We start from the raw sequence: 18,140 nt of genomic DNA, 5'->3' as shown, positions 1-18,140 counted from the left end.
ACCCCCGCCTGGCGCCGCAACAGCCGCTGGGGCCAACCGCCCGGCATGCTGCCCCAGGACACCGCCCCCGAGAACATGGGCGCCACCGTCGGCACCGGCCGCAGCCAGGGACGCGGCCAGGACAACAACGCCGGCCCCAGCATGGAAGTGGACGGCCACCAGATCTACTACGACGTGCGCAACGAACGGAAGATCGCCGAATGGCAGCTCCAGGGCATGAAGGAAATCTCCTTCCCCCTGCCCGGCCGCCGCGACCTGATGGTCTGCGCCCTTGAGATCGTCGCCACCCGCGGCTCCGGCGGCTGCCGCCTGGTGCAACCCGGCGACCCCCAACTCGACACCATCGGCGACGCCCGCGACGTGGTGGACGTGATGCGCATCTACCGCCGCGGCGAACTGATCTGGCGCGGGCCGGGGGCGTACAGGTAGGCGGCACCCGCGATGTCGTAGGGCGGGCTCAAGCCCGCCATCGCGCATCTGGACGGCGGGCTTGAGCCCGCCCTACGTGAAGCAACGGATGAGGGCCGGGCGCGGTAACGAACCGGGCGCCGACGTGTTCCCACTCCGTTCGCCCCTCACCCGCCGTTGGCACCCTCTCCCCGCTTTGCAGGGAGAGGGAAACGCCCATGCCTCTTGAATGATTCGTCACCCCCGCGCAGGCGGGGGCCCAGTGACGTTGCTTCGTTGCGTTGAAGGCGCTGGATCCCCGCCTGCGCGGGGATGACGATGGAGGACGCGGCTTGCCGTAGGGCGGGCTCAAGCCCGCCATCGCAGATCAAGACGGCGGGCTTGAGCCCGCCCTACGTGAATGCACTTTCTCCTTCTCCTCGCACTGCAGAAAGAAGGTGTACGGAGAGCCAGCCCCGTACGCGATACGGGCGCGGATGAGGGGCCGGGCGCGGTAACGACCCGGGCGCCGACATCTCCGCCACTCCGTTCGCCCCTCACCCGCCGTTGGCACCCTCTCCCCGCTTCGCAGGGAGAGGGAAACGCCCATGCCTCCTGCATGACTCGTCACCCCCGCGCAGGCGGGGGCCCAGTGACGTTGCTTCGATGCGTTGAAGGCACTGGATCCCCGCCTGCGCGGGGATGACGGTGGAAGGCATCGATTGCCGTAGGGCGGGCTCAAGCCCGCCATCGCAGATCAAGACGGCGGGCTTGAGCCCGCCCTACGCGAATGCGCTGCTCCCTCTCCCTGCGATTGCGGGGAGAGGGAAAGCCACCGCGCCACTCACTCGCCGTCGGCGCGCACGGTGACCCGCATCTCGCGCGCGAAGACGCGCTCGTAGCCGTGGTACGGCAACGGACTGGCCGCCCACACCGCGTCTTCCACCGATCGCCGACCCGCCTCGTCGAAGGCGCAGCCGTGATGCGCCTCCACGTGCAGCACCTCGCCGCCCGGCAACTGGCGCACCAATACCGGGCAGGCGCCGGTGACGCCGGCGTCCGGCGGCGTCCAGTGCGTGCGGATGGCCTGCCGCACCGCCTGCGAATAGGCGCGGTGCAGGTCGGCGTCTTCGGACACGGGCTGGGCGTAGGCCGACGTGGTGAGCAAAACGAGCAGCACCATCACGACATGGCGCACGGCAGTCGCCGGTCCTGCACAGGCGCGTCGTCGGAACAAGGCCGGCAGCGCCACTAAGCTGCGATCCGTTCGATCCGGGCGACTGCATCCCCCAGGACGCGGTGCGCTTCCTCAAGGTCATAGTCCGCCTGCAAACCCAGCCAGAAGCGCTCGCTGGTGCCCAGCGCCGCCGCCAGCCGTACCGCGGTGTCGGCCGTGACGCCGCGCTTGCCCAGCACGATCTCGTTGATGCGACGCGGCGGCACCCCGGCCGCGCGCGCCAACGCGTTCTGGCTGACGCCCAGAGGAAGCAGGAACTCCTCTAGCAGCACTTCGCCGGGATGGATGTTGGGCAGGGTTTTCATGAACGAACGCTTCTCATGGAGTTCAGTGGTAATCAACGATTTCCACGTCATGGGCGTCGCCGTCCTTCCAGCGGAAGCAGACACGCCATTGATCGTTGATCCGGATGCTGTACTGGCCTTTTCGGTCGCCTTTCAGTGCCTCCAGCCGGTTCGCGGGCGGAACACGCAGATCGTCCAGCGTGGCGGCATTGTTGAGCATGCGCAGCTTGCGCCGCGCAACAGCCTGCATGTCGGCCGGCAGACGCCGCGAAGGCGTGCCTTTCCAGACTTTGTCGGCTTCCTTGTCGATGAAGTTCCGGATCACGGGACCACCATAACGCCGACCGACATATGACGCAATCCGTCATAGCTGGCGACCTCCGCGGCGAACAGGCGCGGCGTGGGCGTCGAACGGCAGGCGTGCGATGCCGTGGAGAGGGCTTGAGCCCTCCCTACGCGGCCATCCCGGGCACTAGAGCCCGATGATGGGCCCCGATGACGCCTGCCCTGACCGCCACTGCACCTCGGCGCGAAGAAACAGGCCCGCCCGTTGCCGCATGCCGGCCGCAGTCCAGATCGACGCCGCCTGCTCGAGCGTCAGGTCCAGTACCCGCCAGCGCACCGTCAACGATCCCGAGGCGAGCGAGGCCCATCGCTCGGGCTGCGACAGCCCCTCGCTCATCCTGTCATGCGTGCGGACAGGATGCTCGGCCGCCCATTGCAGCGTCGCGTCCAGCAAGGCCAGTTCCGCCAGCGCCTCATCGCCCAGCCCGGCGATCAGGTAATCCACGTCCAGGTCCAGTGGATGACGAAAGGCCACGTCGTCCACGCGTCGATCCGGCGCGTTGCGCCGGGCGCTCGACAGTGCAATCCGCAGGGGATGCACGAACACGCCCACCGTCACGGGCGCATCCGCAGACGGCGCGCCAAGGACGACGTGTGCGCCCGACGGCAACGCGGACACCAGCTGCCCGCGAAGCGCGTCCGTGACCAGCGCCATGACCTCAGGTGATGCCATTGCGATTCCTCGTCGGGTTGCAGGCCGTCGCCAACGTCATGGACAGTCCGATTACATGTTCCGCCGGTACTCGCCACCCACGTCGTACAGCGCGTGGCTGATCTGCCCCAGGCTGTGCGTCTTCACCGCTTCCACCAGCGCGGCGAACACGTTGCGGCGTTCGCGGGCCGTGCGCTGCAGGTAGGCCAGGCCGTGGCCGTCGTGCACGTCGGGCTCGGCATGTTCTTCCAGCGCGGAGGCGTGGCTGTGGTCGGTCTCGCCTTCCGGTGCCAGCGCGTTGCGGCTGGCCTGCCAGGCGCGGACGTTGGCGATCTGCTGGCCCTTCTCTTCTTCGGTCGAACGGATCAGCTCGATCTCGGTGGCGATCTCGCCGCCGTGCTCGCGCGGCAGGAAGGTGTTCACGCCCACCAGCGGCAGGCTGCCGTCGTGCTTCTTGTGCTCGTAGTACAGCGACTCTTCCTGGATCTTGCCGCGCTGGTACATGGTGTCCATCGCGCCGAGCACGCCGCCGCGCTCGCTGATCGCCTCGAACTCCTTGTAGACCGCCTCTTCCACGATGTCGGTGAGCTGGTCGACCACGAAGCTGCCCTGCCACGGGTTCTCGTTGAAGTTCAGTCCCAGCTCCTTGTTGATGATCATCTGGATGGCGACCGCGCGGCGCACGCTCTCTTCCGTCGGCGTGGTGATCGCCTCGTCGTAGGCATTGGTGTGCAGGCTGTTGCAGTTGTCGAACAGCGCGTACAGCGCCTGCAGCGTGGTGCGGATGTCGTTGAACTGGATCTCCTGCGCGTGCAGCGAGCGGCCCGAGGTCTGGATGTGGTACTTCATCATCTGGCTGCGCTCGTTGGCGCCGTAGCGCTCGCGCATGGCGCGTGCCCAGATGCGGCGGGCGACGCGGCCGATGACGGTGTACTCCGGGTCCATGCCGTTGCTGAAGAAGAACGACAGGTTGGGTGCGAAGTCGTCGATCTTCATGCCGCGGGCCAGGTAGTACTCGACGATGGTGAAGCCGTTGCTCAGCGTGAAAGCGAGCTGGCTGATCGGGTTCGCCCCGGCCTCGGCGATGTGGTAGCCGCTGATGCTCACCGAGTAGAAATTACGCACCGCGTGGTCGACGAAGTACTGCTGGATGTCGCCCATCATGCGCAGGGCGAATTCCGTGCTGAAGATGCAGGTGTTCTGCGCCTGGTCTTCCTTCAGGATGTCGGCCTGCACCGTGCCGCGCACGGTGGCCAGCGTCTCGGCCTTGATGCGCGCGTAGGTCTCCTCGTCGACCAGCTGGTCGCCGGTGATGCCGAGCAGGCCCAGGCCCAGGCCGGTGTTCGTCGGCGGCAGCTCGCCGTGGTACTGCGGGCGCGGGCGGCCTTCGAAGAACGCATCGATCTTCGCGCTCGCCTCGGCCCAGCGCGCGTCGTCGGCCTGCAGGTACTTCTCCACCTGCTGGTCGATGGCGGTGTTCATGAACATCGCCAGGATCATCGGCGCCGGGCCGTTGATGGTCATCGACACCGAGGTGGTGGGCGCGCACAGGTCGAAGCCGGAGTACAGCTTCTTCATGTCGTCCAGCGTGGGGATGTTGACGCCGGAGTTGCCGATCTTGCCGTAGATGTCCGGGCGCGGCGCCGGGTCTTCGCCGTACAGGGTGACGCTGTCGAAGGCGGTGGACAGGCGTGCGGCCGACTGGCCGACGCTGAGGTAATGGAAGCGGCGGTTGGTGCGCTCCGGCGGGCCCTCGCCCGCGAACATGCGGATGGGGTCCTCGCCGGTGCGGCGGTACGGATACACGCCGCCGGTGTACGGATAGCTGCCGGGGAGATTCTCTTTCTGCAGGAACGTCAGCAGCTCGCCCCAGCCCTGGTACGGCGGCGGCGCGATCTTCGGGATCTGCTGGTGGCTGAGCGACTCGCGGTAGTTCTCGATGCGGATGGTCTTGCCGCGCACCTGGTATTCGTTGACAGGGTCGGTCACCGCCTTGTGCCGCGCCGGCCACTCGCGCAGCAGCTTCAGCGCCTCGGAGGACAGCGACTGGAGGGCGTCGTTGTAGCGCTGGCGCAGCGTCAGCAACGAGCGGTCCACCTGCCCTGCCCCTTCCCCCGCCTGCGGGGGAAGGTTGGGATGGGGGCCTGCGTCATCGCGCGCGCCCCCATCCGCCCTTCGGGCACCTTCCCCCGCAAGCAGGGGAAGGAGGCTGTCGGAGGCATACAACTCCAACGCCTTCGGCAGCGCAGGATCCTCAAGATCCTTCAGCGCATTCCAGTAATGCTGCGCTCGGCTGGCGGTCGCGGCTTCCGTCTCGATGCGGCGGTTGATGCCGCGGCCCTGCTCGGCGATCTCGGCCAGGTAGCGCACGCGACTGCCGGGAATCAGCACGGTGGCGCGCGGCTCCTTCAGCTCGGTATCGAGCGCGGGCGTCCACTTCTCCGCCGGCAGCTGCAGCTTCTCGCGCAGCAGGCGGCACAGGTTGGCGAACATCCAGCTGACGCCGGGGTCGTTGAACTGGCTGGCGATGGTGGGATAGACCGGCACCTCGGCGTCCGGCGTCTGGAACGCCACGCGGTTGCGCTTCCACTGCTTGCGCACGTCGCGCAGGGCGTCCTCGGCGCCGCGCTTGTCGTACTTGTTCAGCACGATCAGCTCGGCGAAGTCGATCATGTCGATCTTCTCCAGCTGGCTGGCCGCGCCGTAGTCGCTGGTCATCACGTACATGGGGAAGTCGACCAGGTCGACGATCTCCGAATCGCTCTGGCCGATGCCGGCGGTCTCGACGATCACCAGGTCGAAGCCGAGCGACTTCAGGAACGCGATGCAGTCCTTCAGCACCGCGTTGGTCGCCACGTGCTGGCGGCGCGTGGCCATCGAACGCATGTAGATGCGCTCGCTGCGCAGCGCGTTCATGCGGATGCGGTCGCCGAGCAGCGCGCCACCGGTGCGGCGGCGGGTGGGATCGACCGAGATCACCGCGATGTGCATCTGCGGGAAGCACGACAGGAAGCGGTTCATCAGTTCGTCGGTGACCGACGACTTGCCGGCGCCGCCGGTGCCGGTGATGCCGATGACGGGCGTTCCACCCGCGCGGGAATGGGGAGTGGGGAATGGAGAATCGGAGCCGGCGGCGGCCCATTGCTTGCGCAACCTGGCCAGTTCCTGCTCATTGAAAACGCCATCCTCGATGGCGGACATCATGCGGCCGATGGCGGACTCGTCATGGAGATCGGGCCTGGCGGCATGCGGCGATTCCCCGTTCCCCATTCCCGATTCCCGCGCGTGCTGCGCACGCGCCACCACGTCCTGGATCATTTCCACCAGGCCCATCTTCATGCCGTCGTTGGGGTGGTAGATGCGCTCCACGCCGTAGGCCTGCAGCTCGGCGATCTCTTCCGGGGTGATGGTGCCGCCACCGCCGCCGAACACGCGCACATGGCCGGCGCCGCGCTCCTTCAGCATGTCGACCATGTACTTGAAGTACTCGACGTGGCCGCCCTGGTAGCTGGACAGCGCGATGCCGTCGGCGTCTTCCTGCAACGCGGCGCGGACGACGTCCTCGACGCTGCGGTTGTGGCCCAGGTGGATGACTTCGGCGCCCTCGCTCTGGATCAGGCGGCGCATGATGTTGATGGCCGCGTCGTGCCCATCGAACAGGCTGGCGGCGGTGACGAAGCGCAGCGGCGTGGCGTCGGCCTGTGCGGCGGGAAACTGGCTGGCGGGTGTGCTCACGCGGACTCACTGGCAGTGCGGACAGACGCGGGGTTGTAGCCGCTCGCGTGTCACGACCTCACCAATTGCACACCAGTGGACCACCGCGGACGCTGGATACGGCGCCGTATCCAGCCGGGTCAGACGCCGGCATCGGCCAACGCGGCCTGCAAGGGCTGCAGATGATGCGCGTACCGCCGCCACTGCCCCATGTAACGCGTATGGATGGGTTCGCGGACCTGCGCGGCACTGGCGGTCGCGACCGCGACCGCGGACGCACGCGGCGCGCTGGCGAGCACGTCCGGTGTCCAGGCGAGGCCGCAGAAATCGAGCACGCGATGAGCGGTCTGTTCGGGAGCACGCACCAGGTCTTCGTAGGCGATGTCGAGGATCCGGCCGGGGTGCCGGGCATGCCAGTGCTGCATCAGGCGGCGGTAGCGGATGAAGTGCGCCGCCATCTCCTGCTGATCGTAGGTATGCGGATAGGCGTCGACGAAGAGTTCCTTCAGGTTGGAGAAGCAGACCTCCATCGGGTCGCGCACCATGTGCAGGATGCGCGCCTGCGGCAACGCACGGGCGATGTGGTCCACCAGCAGGAAGTTCGTCGGCATCTTGTCGGTGAAGAACGCGCGCCCCTCCGCGCGCCAAGCGGTTTTCTCCAGGTAGCGCCGGCCCAGCAGCGCCATGTCGGCGACCTCGGCGGCGGCGCACAGCGCCTCATCCAGATGTGGTCCACCGATCCGATCGCAGACCCAGCGCAACTGGCAGAGCAGGTCACGCAGTTCGCCGGCGTCCTGGACCTGCGGATGGCGCGCGAGCACCTGCTCCAGCAGCGTCGTTCCCGAGCGCGGCATGCCGACGATGAAGACCGGCGTGGGCGCGTCGAGGGTGGGCGGCCCACCGGACAACGCCGACGGCGGTGACCGCGCGAGCCGTTCAAACAGGCGGGCTTCGGCATCCATGTCGTGGACCACCTGACGGCGCCGGACCCGCATGCCATGCGACAGCGCCTGCCAGGCGCTTTCAACCTCGCCCAAGTCGTCGAGTTCCTTGAACAGCGCGTAGTGCAGCCAGGCTGCCTCGGGGTGCGTATCGGGCAGGCGTGCGATCGCCGCACGCAGTCGATCGACATGGTTGAGTGCCGGCGTTTGGCGCTTCAATTTCGACAGCAGGCGGTGGACGGCAGGCATGAGCGCGTTGCGCCGCAGGGCCGCCTCCCATGCCAGCTCGGCTGCGGCTTCCTCACCCTTGTAGAACGCAGCCAATCCGGCCAGATAGTCTGCGGGCGCGCCCCCGTCACTGACGCGTTGGGCCCGATCGAGAAATCTCTGGGCCAGCAAAGGGAGCGATTGCGACAACAACATCTGACCCAAGCTGCGCAGCACGTCCGGGTCAGAGGTCGCCTCCAGCGCGTGGGCGCGGAGGCATGCGAGACCCGCCTCGATCTCACCGAGATCGAACAGCTGCCTGGTCAACGCCTCCAGAAGCGCGACATCCTCCTCTCGTTTGGCTGATGCCGCGGCTCGGAGTGCGAACGCGACAGCCTCACGCAAGCGCCCCGACCGCGCGGATAGCGTAGAAAGCCGCAACGCGGCCGGCAACTGCCAGCCGTCGATCTCGACAAGTTCCAGATAGTGCTCACGCGCCCTACCCGGCTGGCCGGACGAAAGCAAGTGTTCGGCGTCCCGCCAGGCCAGCAGTGGATCTATGGACATGGCGACCGGATAAGCGGAGGGGCGTCGAGTCTATCAAGCGTCCATCCACCCTCTGCCCTATGCCAGGCCGAACGGAAGCTCGCGTGTCGAGACGACGCGCTGGCCGACGGCTTCGCCACGCAGGAAGCGCAGCGACGCATCCAGCGTTTCCGGCGCGATGGTCACGCGGTGATGGCCCAGGCCGGTGGTGCTGAGCAGCGTGGCCTGCGGCCAGTAGCGCGCGTAACGCTCGCCTTCGCACCACGGCACATCGGTGTCTTCCAGGTCGTGCACGATCAACCCCGGCCGCGCGATCCGCGGCGCGGTGGCCTGCGCATGCAGGTCGCGGATGTCGTGCGCGGTGAGCTCCTGGTATTCGTCGAACAGGCGCCGACTGAGGAACTGCGCCAGCCCGACCATGCCGCCGAAACGACGCGCGGCGTCGAAGGGATCGGCCGCGGGTGCGAGCAGGATCACGCGCTCGGCCTGCAGGCCGTTCGCCATCGCAATCGCTGCAGCGGCCCCACCCAGCGAGTGGCCGACGATGGCCGCCAACGGACCGAGACTGTCGGCGACGCGGCGGGCGGCCTCGGCGAACATCGGCAGGGTCGCGCGGCGTCCGCTGCTGCGGCCATGCGCGGGCTGGTCGAACGTCGCCACCGCGTAGCCGGCACGACGCAGCGGTTCCACCCATGGCAGGAAGCGCAGGCCGAAGCTCGACCAGCCATGCACCAGCAACACCGTCGGCTGTCGCTGAGGGTCGCCCCAGGTGTAGGTGGCGAGGCGTTCGCGGCCGAAGGCGAGTTCGCCGATCCGGGCACCGCCGGTCTCGGCCTGTCGGGCACGGGTGCGGGCACCCGGCATGGGCGTGCAGAACAGGTGGAAGGCGCTTGCCAGCGTGCTGCGCGGCGCGAGCCAGCTGCCGACGGCGAAGCGGGCGTTGAGCAGCGACAGCATCCATGATTTGCGAACGGTCGTGCTATTCCGGGGCGCAGAGACAGCGGCCATGGGGGAGACCTCGGGGGAATCAGGCGGGGGTGGAAACAGCGGGGGCGCCGTAGGACGCCAACAGGCGGTCCAGCGAACGGCGGGCAAGCAACGGCGCCTGGTCGGCGTCGTAGAGACGGGCGTCGTGCAGGCCCTGGGCGATGGCGAACAATTCGAACGCCAGCAGGACGGGATCGGTCTCGCGCGCCAGTTCGCCGGTCTCCACGCACATGCCGATCGCCTTCATCAGCTGCACGCGCAGTTGGCGCAGCCAGTCGACGATGCGGTCGTGCAGCAGGCCCGGGCGGGCGTCGTATTCGTGGGCGGCGGCGAGGATCAGGCAGCCGTCGGGGTTGTCGCAGACCCAGCGGAACCAGTTCTCCATGATCGCGCGCAGGCGCGGCAGGCCGCGCGGCAGCCCGACCGCCGGCACGATCACCGCACGCGCGTAACGCTCGGCGGTCCACTCCAGCACGGTCAGCTGCAGGTCCTCGCGCGAGCCGAAATGGGCGAACACGCCGCTCTTGGACATGCCGGCCGCGGTGGCCAGCTCGCCGATCGACAGGCCTTCCAGGCCGTGCCTGGCGGCGATGTCGTAGGCCCGCGCGACGATCATCTCGCGGGTGGCGTTGCCTTTGTGGGTGGCGGCTTGCGGGGTCATGGGCCAGAGAAATAGCACGGTCGTTCTATTGCAGCAATAGGCCGCTGGTCATCCGTCGAGGGTACGGGGTGTCATCTCGCCATCCGGCGACTTGGATTAGACTGGCGCCCTGCGACGAGCACGGGCTGATCCGGAAACGTCGCTTTTTTCTTTTCTGACCACCCGTTAGCCCACGAACAGGCAAGCCCGCGCCGGTCCCCACCCGCGCACCGGAGCCCACCCATGATCTTCGAAACCCTCGACACCTCCGGCCACGAACAGGTCGTCTTCTGCCACAACCCGGACGCCGGGCTGAAGGCCATCATCGCCATCCACAGCACCGTGCTGGGCCCCGCGCTGGGCGGCGTGCGCATGCGCCCCTACGCCGACAGCGCGCTGGCGCTGACCGACGCGCTGCGCCTGAGCCGCACGATGACCTACAAGAACGCGCTGGCCGGCCTGAACGTCGGCGGCGGCAAGGCGGTGATCATCGGCGACAGCAGCGCCGACAAGACCGAGGTGCTGTTCCGCAGCTTCGGCCGTTACGTCGACTCGCTGGGCGGCCGCTACATCACCGCCGAGGACGTCGGCACCGACGTCAACGACATGGAAAACGTCTACCGCGAGACCGAATACGTGGTCGGCGTGCACCAGGTGCATGGCGGTTCCGGCGATCCGGCCCCGTTCACCGCCTACGGTGCGCTGCAGGGCCTGATGGCCACGCTGAACCGCAAGTTCGGCAACGAGGAGATCGGCAAGTACAGCATCGCCGTGCAGGGCCTGGGCCACATCGGCATGGAGTACGTGAAGCTGCTGAAGGAACGCGGCGCCAAGCTGTTCGTCACCGACCTCAACCCGGCGCTGGTCGAGCACGCGGTGGAGGAATACGGCGCCGAGGCGGTCAAGCCGGACGAGATCTACGACCTGCCGGTCGACGTGTTCAGCCCGTGTGCGCTGGAGTACGCGATCAACGAACAGACCCTGCCCCGCCTGAAGGCCAAGGTCATCTGCGGCACCGCCAACAACCAGATGTCGCACGTCACCGGCGTGGAAGCGGCCAAGCGCGGCATCCTGTACGCGCCGGACTACGCGGTGAACGCGGGCGGCGTGATGAACGTGTCGCTGGAGATCGACGGCTACAACCGCGAACGCGCCATGCGCATGATGCGGACCATCTACCACACCGTCGGCAAGATCTTCGACCTGGCGGAGAAGGACAACATCGCGCCGCAGTACGCCGCCGACCGCATCGCCGAGGCGCGCATGGCCGCGATCGGCAAGCTGAAGCTGCCGCTGGGCCGCACCGCCCCGCGCTTCATGGGGCACCTGCGCGGCGAACACTGACGCAGGACGTTTCATCAACCTGGAAGTTGGGCCGCGGAGGAGGGAGGACCGAATGCGACCGGATACCGTCAGCGGGTTTCCGCTGGGCGAAGAATTGGATGCGCTGCGCGAGGCCGTGCAGCGGTTCGCGCAGACCGAGATTGCGCCGCGGGCGGCGCAGATCGACCACGACAATGCGTTCCCGCAGGACCTGTGGCCCAAGCTGGGCGAACTGGGCCTGCTCGGCATCACCGTCGACCCCGAGTTCGGCGGCAGCGGCATGGGCTACCTGGCCCACCTGGTCGCGATGGAAGAGATCTCGCGCGCTTCGGGCTCGGTCGGCCTGAGCTACGGCGCGCACTCCAACCTGTGCGTCTCCAACCTCTACCTCAACGGCAACGCCGCGCAGCGCGCGACGTACCTGCCGAAGCTGTGCAGCGGCGAGTGGAAGGGTGCGCTGGCGATGAGCGAACCGGGCGCCGGTTCGGACGTGGTCGGCTCGATGAGCTGCCGCGCCGAGTTGCGCGACGGCGTATGGGTCGCCAACGGCAACAAGATGTGGATCACCAACGGCCCGGAAGCCGACGTGCTGCTGGTCTACATGCGTACCGCCGGCAAGGACGCGGGCAGCAAGTGCATGACCGCCTTCATCGTCGAGCGCGGCATGAAGGGCTTCTCCACCGCGCAGAAGCTGGACAAGCTGGGCATGCGCGGCAGCAACACCTGCGAACTGGTGTTCGAGAACTGCGAGATCCCGCAGGAAAACGTGCTGGGCGACGTGAACCAGGGCGTGCGCGTGCTGATGAGCGGCCTGAACACCGAGCGCCTGGTGCTGAGCGGCGGCCCGATCGGCCTGATGCAGGCGGCGCTCGACATCACCCTCCCCTACGTGCGTGAGCGCAAGCAGTTCGATGCGGCCATCGGCACGTTCGGCCTGATGCAGGGCAAGCTGGCCGACATGTACACCGCGCTGCAGTCCAGCCGCGCCTTCGCCTACCAAGTGGCGCGTGGCTTCGACGAAGGCCAAGGCTCGCGCGCCGCCGCCGCCGGCTGCCTGCTGCATGCGTCGGAAGCCGCGGTGCAGGTCACGCTGGAAGCCATCCAGTCGCTGGGCGGCAACGGCTACATCAACGAGTATCCGGCCGGTCGCTTGCTGCGCGACGCCAAGCTCTACGCCATCGGTGCCGGCACCAACGAGATCCGCCGGATGCTGATCGGCCGGGAACTGTTCGACGGGCGGGGTTGATCCGCGCGGCGTCGGTGGGCCCCGGCCCACCACCTCGTACGTCCATCCATCAGGACGGCGGGCTTGAGCCCGCCCTACGTCAGAACCCTATGCGCAACCGCGACGACCACTGCCTGTCGCTGCGCTCGTCGCTGCCGTTGCGCAGGTCGTAACCGAAGGACAGCATCGCCTTCCGCCAGGGCGACACTTCCAGCGCGACACCCAGGTGCGTGCTGGTGCGTTCCGCCAGCGCCAGCGGCGCCCAGCTGTCGACGCCGACGAAACTGGCGTCCACGTCGAGGCCGCGTCCGTCCAGCGTTCGCTGCCACTCGGCGTACGCCTGCAGCGACACGGCGCCCAGCGCCGAGGTTTCCCAGCCACGGTATGCACGCGCGCCGGCCAGCGCCTGCAGTCGGTCGGTGCGGCTGTCGCGCGTGGTCAGGCCGAAGCCGTCCGCGCCCAGTTCCGTAAAGCCATCGCGCTGCAGGCGGGTGAACTCCATGCCGGCATACGGCGACACCCACGCCTGGGAGCCCCCGATACGGTGACCGGTCTCCACGCTCGCGGTGAAATAGCGACCGGCATAGCCAGTCGCCACGCCCTGCATCTTGCCGCCGACCAGCAGGCCGCGATCGATCTGACGGTCGAACCGTCCCGCACCGAGCAGGCCGATCACATGCGTGCCGTTCCAGTCGGTGCCGGCATAGGCGAGCGCCTGGGTCTGGCGGTCGCGGCCGCGGTCCCGGCCCGTCTGCGCACCACCGCTGGCGCGTGCCTCGCCGAACGCCATGCCGGCAAAGCCCTGCCGACCCAGCTGCCCGTCACTGCCCAGCAGCCAGCCATCGGCCTGGTAACGCGCCACGCCGAGCGCGCCTTGCCCCGGTGCGCCCAGCGACTGGTACCAGTCCAGGCCGGGAACTAGACCCGATGCGCGCGCTTCCGCCCGCGCGCCCAACGCACGGCGACCGGCGCCGATCACGTCGTAGGTCATCGCGTCCGCGACCGCATGCAGGTCGCCGGACAGGCTGCGCAGCGAGGCGTCGGCTTCCGTGACACTCCCTGCGCGCTGGAAATCCCCTGCGCCATCGATAAAGCCCTGCCCGATGCCCGTAACGGCCTGCCCCGCCAACTGCCCGTCGACGGCCGACATGGCCGCCTCCATCCTCACGGCAGCCGCCTGCGCGGACTTGGGCAGCGACATACCCGCGATCGCACGCGACACGTCGATGCGCTTGATGTCCAGATAGACGTTGTTCGTGTCGTAGGCGAGTGCAGCCTCCAGGAACACGCTTGGTGCCGCCTTCAGGCTGCTGAAGCGGCCGATGATCTGCGACGAATTCAGCAGTACCTCACGGGCCGACGTGATGTAGCCGCTTTTCACGCCCAGCACGCTGATCTGGCCATCCAGGCGTGCCTCGATCGAGGCAATGAACGGATTCCCCAGCCACACGCCGAGGTTGCCGGTCGGGCCCTGCGCGAAGCGGTAGGCGCCGACTGTGTTGTTGGCCGCGACCAGATAGGTGCCGTTGTTGTTGACCGACGAGGCATAGCCGCCCGACCAGACCGTGGCGCCCTGGCTGACATGGATATTGGAGAAGCCGTTGCCGTTGACCAGGTACAGGCTGCCTGCTTCCACCCGCGTGTCGCCGGTGTAAAACGCACGGTCGGCCAGGATCAGCGTACCGGCCCCCTGCTTGATCAGCCCGCCGGGACCCGAAATGGCGTTGCGCCAGACGGACGTGCCGGTGAACGACACGGTGACGTCGCCCCACGCGAACTGCGCGGGGCCGTTCGCGGCGCGGCCCACATCCAGCACGCCCCAGCCGAACTCGGCGTCCACGCCGGTCGCGCCGATGTCGCGCGCGGTGCCCAGCAGCGTCTGTCTCACCAGATCGTTGTTGAAGTACGGGAATGCCGACCACACCACGGCCGCCGCGCCCGACACCTGCGGCGCCGCATAGGAAGTACCGCCCCCCAGATAGAGGCTGTAGCTGGTATCGCCCGTGCGTGCGGCGGGATCGATGAAGACGACGTTGCCCGGCGCGGCCAGGCAGTAGTTCATCGCGATGCCGCAGGCCTGCGAGTAGTCGGTCAGGCGGGTGGGATTGTCCGGATCCAGTGCCGCTACCGTCAGCCAACCCCGTTCCAGGTCGGCCGCCGCCGCAGACAGGCTGGGCAGCGCGGCGTTGTCGGACGGGTCGGCGCGCAGCGCGGGGATGTCGCCGGCATTGCCGTTGGCGAACACGATCAGACCGCCGCGGCCGATGACGAAGTCGCGGTAGGCCGATGCCAGCTCGGTCGTCAGCGCCGCGTCGTTCCAGTACAGCCCGCCCCACGAGTTGTTGATGATCCGCGCGCCCGCACCGGCCAACTGACTGTTGATGCTGCGGAAGAAATCGCCGTAACCCTGGCCGGCACGGATCTCGTTGCCCTCTCCGGTGCCGTCGTCGTCGGGGCGGGTGTCATTGATGATGCGCGAGGAGACGATGGTCGCGCCGGGCGCCACACCGCCGCCCCAGTTGCCGATGCCGCGCCCCGCAGCGATCTGCGCGACCACGGTGCCATGGCCCACCACGTCGTCGACGCTGGTGTTGTTGGTCGCGGGATTGACGTTGACGAAGTTGGCGTTGACCCGCCCGCTCAATGCGGGGTGGTTGCGATTCACGCCGGTGTCGACGAAACCGATGGTCACGCCCTGTCCGGTCAACCCTGCCCCCAGCGAACGGGCCGCTCCGATCAGCTGCAGGTGCTGGCTGTACTCGGGCAGGCTGACGGGGGGCGCCTGCGTCGGCACGGAGGGCGGATTCACCTGGGTCAACGACGCATCGATGACCACGTTCGGCGTAAACCCCACGCCCGTCGGTGGCGGCGGATCCGGCCGTACCGCCGAGCCTCCGCCACCGCCCCCGCACGCGGCCAGTACCAGTGCGAGCATCCCCAGGCCTGCCGCGCGTGCGCGGGCGGCCATGCCGTCGTGCGATCCCTTCATCCCCGTTCTCCCTGATGGTGGCGGTGCACCCCTGCACCGCCCGGACCGACTTTACCCCGTGGCCTACTCCATTGCAGCCCAGGCGGACGCGTCCAGCGTCTCCCGGTAGCCGTGCCAGCTGGCGTACGCCAGCCAGGGCATGAGGAGGCCCAGGCCCAGCAGCGCGGTGGCGAATCCGATCGCCGTCAGCGTCACCAGCACCAGGCCCCAGAGGACCATCACGCGCTTGTTGCGCATCACTGCGTGCACGCTCGAGACGGCAGCCGTGACCATGTCCACGTCGCGGTCGGCGATCATCGGCAGCGAGAAGGCGGTGACGGCGAACGTAAGCGCCGCGAACACCGCGCCTACCGCCGAGCCCAGCGCCAGGAACTCCCAGAAGGCCGTCGGGTCGCTGCCGTCGAACGGAAAGAACGCGCTGACCATCATGCCGGCGCGCGACCAGAGCAGGATGATCACGCCCTGCCCCAGTGCATACACCCCCGCCTGGCCCAGCACGCGCTTCGCCAGCACGAACGAGTCCCGCAGCCGCGGCGTGCGCCCGCGTTCCAGCGCCCGGCTGACGCAGTACAGGCCCACGCAGAGCAGCGGCGCCACGAAGACGAACCCCGACAGCAGCGTCGCCAGCAACGCGAACCGCCCCAGCAGGTAGGCCAGCCAGGAGATGCCCAGGCTGACCAGCACGATCACCACGCCGAACAACAGGGTCAGCCCGGGTGCGCGCCGCACATCGCGCCAACCGGCGCGCAACCAGCGCCACGGCGCGCCGGCGTCGAGGTCCGCGCACGGCACGACGAAGGGCCGTGCAGCCGGTTCTGTCGATGGTCCTTCCGTCATGCTCCCTCCCCTGGCGGCCAGCATACGCCCGGTGCAGGAGGACGTCCGGCCCTGTACCAACGGCCGATTTGCCCGTCGTCGGGCCGGAGCGGGATAATCGGGATCTCACTCCACGCGGGAAGCCCCCATGTCCGACATCGTCATCGCCGCCGCCAAGCGCACCGCCATCGGCTCGTTCCTTGGCCAGTTCACCGGCGTCCCCACCCCGACGCTGGGCGCCGCCGCCATCGCCGCTGCGCTGGAGCAGTCCGGCATTCCCGCCGCCGACGTGTCCGAGGTCATCATGGGCTGCGTGCTGCCGGCCAACCTTGGCCAGGCGCCCGCCCGCCAGGCGTCGCGTGCTGCCGGCATCCCGGACGCGGCCGGTGCCACCACGATCAACAAGGTGTGCGGTTCGGGCATGAAGGCGATCATGCTCGGCCACGACCTGATCAAGGCAGGGTCGGCCAGCATCGTCGTCGCGGGCGGCATGGAGTCCATGAGCAACGCCCCGCACATGATTCCCAACTCGCGCACCGGCAACCGCTACGGCAACTTCCAGGCGGTCGACCACATGGCATGGGACGGCCTGACCAGCCCCTACGACGGCCAGCCGATGGGCGTGTTCGCAGAGGCCACCGTGGCCAAGTTCGGCTTCACCCGCGAGGAGCAGGACGCCTACGCGATCGAATCCGTCACCCGTGCGCAGGCCGCGCAGGCCTCGGGCGCGTTCAATGACGAGATCGTTCCGGTGAAGGTCGCCAGCCGCAAGGGTGAGGTCGAGGTCGCCACCGACGAACAGCCCGGCAAGTCCGACATCGCCAAGATCCCGACGTTGAAGCCCGCCTTCAAGAAGGACGGCAGCGTCACCGCTGCCAGTTCGTCCAGCATCTCCGACGGCGCCGCCGCCACGGTGCTGCTGAGCGCCGACGAAGCGGCCAAGCGCGGCCTGCAGCCGCTGGCGAAGATCGTGGGCCACGCCACCTATTCGCAGGCACCGGAATGGTTCACCACCGCGCCGGTCGCCGCCATCGACAAGCTGCTCAAGCAGGTCGGCTGGACGGTGGACCAGGTGGACCTGTTCGAAGTCAACGAGGCGTTCGCGGTCGTGGCGATGGCGCCGATCAAGGAACTCGGCATCCCGCACGCCAAGGTCAACGTCAACGGCGGTGCCTGCGCGCTGGGCCATCCGATCGGTGCGTCCGGCGCACGCCTGGTGGTCACCCTGATCAACGCCTTGCGCGTGCGGGGCGCCAAGCGCGGCGTCGCCACCCTGTGCATCGGTGGCGGCGAAGCCACTGCGATCGCGGTCGAAATCGTCTGACCGGTTCGCGCAGTTCGGGGGCGGCACGGAGAGGGTTTCGCGCCGCCCATAGGAATTAACAACGGATTGACAAAGATAACCGGCCAACCGCTTGACACGGGTAACGGGCTTGTCATCATGTTGCAGGCGCGCAATTGCGCGTTGCCTAACTAACGACGAGGAAATGCAACGATGACCATGAACAAGGCTCTGATCGCGCTGGCTCTGGGTTTCGCCCTGGCTGCGTGCTCGAACCAGGAACAGGCTGCCGACGCCGCTGCTGACGCCGCTGCGACCGCGACCGAAGCCCAGGCTGCCGCCGACGCCGCCGCTGCCGCTGGCGAAGTGACCGCCGACGCCGCCCAGCAGTCGGCCGACGCCGCTGCCACCGCCGCCGACGCCGCCGCCACCGCCGCGACCGACGCTGCTGCCGCCACCACGACGGAAGCCGCCGACGCTGCTGCCGACGCCGCTGCCCAGGCTGCCGACACCGCCGAAGCCGCGACCGACGCTGCCAAGGAAGCCACCAAGCAGTAATCTGCTG

The 18,140-nt window shown here is 68.3% G+C and carries 14 protein-coding genes and 1 pseudogene; 5 read left to right on the top strand and 10 right to left on the bottom strand.

Annotated features, from left to right (window positions below; all coding sequences use genetic code 11):
- A pseudogene (locus CSC78_RS12915) lies at positions 1-429 on the top strand (type II toxin-antitoxin system RelE/ParE family toxin); the annotation flags it as partial.
- Positions 430-1,231: 802 nt separating this feature from the next.
- On the opposite strand, the gene CSC78_RS12910 reads toward CSC78_RS12915, so the two are convergent.
- The 8 genes from CSC78_RS12910 to CSC78_RS12875 all read right to left on the bottom strand — a co-directional run bounded on the left by CSC78_RS12910 (position 1,232) and on the right by CSC78_RS12875 (position 9,961).
- Positions 1,232-1,585, bottom strand: coding sequence for a TonB C-terminal domain-containing protein (locus CSC78_RS12910; RefSeq protein WP_162338268.1), 354 nt, complete (start codon positions 1,583-1,585; stop codon positions 1,232-1,234).
- Positions 1,586-1,638: 53 nt separating this feature from the next.
- A complete protein-coding gene (locus tag CSC78_RS12905) occupies positions 1,639-1,929 on the bottom strand; it encodes a HigA family addiction module antitoxin (RefSeq protein ID WP_162338273.1) in 291 nt (96 codons plus the stop codon).
- 22 nt (positions 1,930-1,951) lie between these two features.
- The gene (locus tag CSC78_RS12900; protein ID WP_162338267.1) at positions 1,952-2,233 is read right to left on the bottom strand and encodes a type II toxin-antitoxin system RelE/ParE family toxin; all 282 of its coding nucleotides are present in this window, start codon (positions 2,231-2,233) and stop codon (positions 1,952-1,954) included.
- Between the two features lie 147 nt (positions 2,234-2,380).
- The gene (locus CSC78_RS12895) at positions 2,381-2,908 is read right to left on the bottom strand and encodes a Pvc16 family protein (protein WP_162338266.1); all 528 of its coding nucleotides are present in this window, start codon (positions 2,906-2,908) and stop codon (positions 2,381-2,383) included.
- Positions 2,909-2,977: 69 nt separating this feature from the next.
- On the bottom strand, positions 2,978-6,640 hold the full coding sequence (locus tag CSC78_RS12890; protein WP_162338265.1) for a methylmalonyl-CoA mutase family protein: 3,663 nt from the start codon (positions 6,638-6,640) through the stop codon (positions 2,978-2,980).
- Positions 6,641-6,759: 119 nt separating this feature from the next.
- Entirely contained in the window at positions 6,760-8,334 is a 1,575-nt protein-coding gene (locus CSC78_RS12885) for a tetratricopeptide repeat-containing sulfotransferase family protein (RefSeq protein WP_162338264.1), read from the bottom strand.
- Positions 8,335-8,391: 57 nt separating this feature from the next.
- Positions 8,392-9,270 (bottom strand): alpha/beta hydrolase, encoded by an 879-nt coding sequence (locus CSC78_RS12880; protein ID WP_238391272.1) that lies wholly within the window; start codon positions 9,268-9,270, stop codon positions 8,392-8,394.
- Between the two features lie 70 nt (positions 9,271-9,340).
- Positions 9,341-9,961: a TetR/AcrR family transcriptional regulator gene (locus tag CSC78_RS12875; protein WP_162338262.1), complete on the bottom strand. Its 621-nt coding sequence runs from the start codon at positions 9,959-9,961 to the stop codon at positions 9,341-9,343.
- A gap of 222 nt (positions 9,962-10,183) precedes the next feature.
- On the opposite strand from CSC78_RS12875, the gene CSC78_RS12870 reads away from it, so the two are divergent.
- Positions 10,184-11,284, top strand: a complete 1,101-nt coding sequence (locus tag CSC78_RS12870) for a Glu/Leu/Phe/Val dehydrogenase dimerization domain-containing protein (RefSeq protein WP_162338261.1) — start codon at positions 10,184-10,186, stop codon at positions 11,282-11,284.
- A gap of 52 nt (positions 11,285-11,336) precedes the next feature.
- Positions 11,337-12,509 (top strand): isovaleryl-CoA dehydrogenase, encoded by a 1,173-nt coding sequence (locus CSC78_RS12865; RefSeq protein ID WP_162338260.1) that lies wholly within the window; start codon positions 11,337-11,339, stop codon positions 12,507-12,509.
- 79 nt (positions 12,510-12,588) lie between these two features.
- Here CSC78_RS12865 and CSC78_RS12860 read toward each other — a convergent pair whose 3' ends face one another.
- Together CSC78_RS12860 and CSC78_RS12855 are read right to left on the bottom strand one after the other, a co-directional pair.
- Positions 12,589-15,477 carry an autotransporter serine protease gene (locus tag CSC78_RS12860; RefSeq protein ID WP_162338259.1) on the bottom strand — a complete coding sequence of 963 codons (2,889 nt, stop codon included), beginning with the start codon at positions 15,475-15,477 and terminating at the stop codon, positions 12,589-12,591.
- A gap of 63 nt (positions 15,478-15,540) precedes the next feature.
- A complete protein-coding gene (locus tag CSC78_RS12855; RefSeq protein WP_162338258.1) occupies positions 15,541-16,314 on the bottom strand; it encodes a DUF2189 domain-containing protein in 774 nt (257 codons plus the stop codon).
- Between the two features lie 127 nt (positions 16,315-16,441).
- Here CSC78_RS12855 and CSC78_RS12850 point away from each other — a divergent pair, with 127 nt between their 5' ends.
- A complete protein-coding gene (locus CSC78_RS12850; RefSeq protein ID WP_162338257.1) occupies positions 16,442-17,617 on the top strand; it encodes a thiolase family protein in 1,176 nt (391 codons plus the stop codon).
- Between the two features lie 171 nt (positions 17,618-17,788).
- A complete protein-coding gene (locus CSC78_RS12845) occupies positions 17,789-18,133 on the top strand; it encodes a hypothetical protein (protein WP_162338256.1) in 345 nt (114 codons plus the stop codon).
- The last annotated feature ends 7 nt before the right edge of the window (positions 18,134-18,140 follow it).

The organism is Pseudoxanthomonas japonensis (genome assembly GCF_010093445.1).
Lineage (GTDB): Bacteria > Pseudomonadota > Gammaproteobacteria > Xanthomonadales > Xanthomonadaceae > Pseudoxanthomonas_A > Pseudoxanthomonas_A japonensis.
Note: the sequence above shows the minus strand (reverse complement) of the source record. Positions and strands in the feature narration are given on the sequence as shown.